This window comes from Streptomyces sp. NPDC002130 (assembly GCF_040296465.1).
Taxonomy (GTDB): Bacteria; Actinomycetota; Actinomycetes; order Streptomycetales; family Streptomycetaceae; genus Streptomyces.
The window spans coordinates 1-1,008 of the sequence record NZ_JBEOXI010001316.1 but is presented as its reverse complement, the minus strand read 5'-3'; the positions used below and the strand labels follow the sequence as shown (position 1 = coordinate 1,008).

At 58.1% G+C, this 1,008-nt stretch carries 2 protein-coding genes; one reads left to right on the top strand and one right to left on the bottom strand.

The window, feature by feature from the left end; all coding sequences use genetic code 11:
• Positions 1–293 (bottom strand): TetR family transcriptional regulator (locus ABT116_RS50610; RefSeq protein ID WP_351648674.1); only part of this gene is annotated, 293 nt, incomplete at its 3' end.
• A gap of 404 nt (positions 294–697) precedes the next feature.
• Between ABT116_RS50610 and ABT116_RS50605 the strand changes: the two genes are divergently transcribed.
• Positions 698–1,008: MarR family winged helix-turn-helix transcriptional regulator (locus ABT116_RS50605; RefSeq protein ID WP_351648670.1), on the top strand; the 311-nt coding region annotated here is incomplete at its 3' end.

The window sequence follows — 1,008 nt, the reverse complement described above, 5'->3', positions numbered from 1 at the left end:
ACCTCGGCAATGTCGAGCACGAGACCGTGCAAAGCGACGAATGGATCGAGGTCTGTTCTCTTGGCCCAACGATCAGTAATTCCAGTGAAGGTTTCGATAGCCGAGGTCAGAACCGCTCGCGCCAACTCTTCCTTGGACTGGAAATGGAAATACATGGCGCCTTTGGTGGCGCGGGAGCCCTCGAGGATCGTGTTCACCGACGCAGCTGCATAGCCGCGCTTGGCGAATTCGACTGCAGCCGCTTCGACCAGGGCGGCGCGGGTACGCCGCGCACGCTCTTGTTGACGTGCCATTGACGGTGTTGTGCCTCTCGCAGAGTTGGTACGCAGAATCGCCGTGATCGGCGCCTGTCATCCCCCGAAACTTCACAATATCCCCTCCAACACACCCTACGTAAGGACTAGAGCTATACCCGCCAAAAGTACTAGTCGCAATCCCCTGTTCGGGGGACAACAACCGACTTTATGCCCAAAAGACACCAAGTGGTATGGTTTTGGCCGCTCGGGTGCGCCGCAGGGGGTGCGCATCCGAGCTTTCTACTGTCGGAGGCTTCGGCAATCCGACCCGTGGACGGAATCAGTCCGCCTGCCGACGCACGGCAGTCCCAGAGTTTTAAACAACCAAAGCAATCATTTATTCCCGTTCTTTCGCGAAAATCGGACTGGAAACACTGAAACAACACAGTTAGACTGTCTAAATGGACGAACGTGGGGCTCGCAGTAAGGCACGAGACGACATCGACGTACTTTGGGACGATCTGGGCGCCTTCGTTCGGCGGCTGCGCACCAAACGCAACGACCACAAACTCACCCCGAGCCAAATCCAGGCCCTCGGCCACCTCGACCGACAAGGTCCGTTGACCGCAAAAGAGTTGGCCAAATTCGAGCGCGTCACACCGCAATCGATCGCCAAGACCGTGGCCGCACTCGAAGAGCAGGGGATGGTCACACGCAGTTCGGATCCGTCGGATGGGCGCGCGGTCCTGGTCACGATGACCGAACTCGGGAT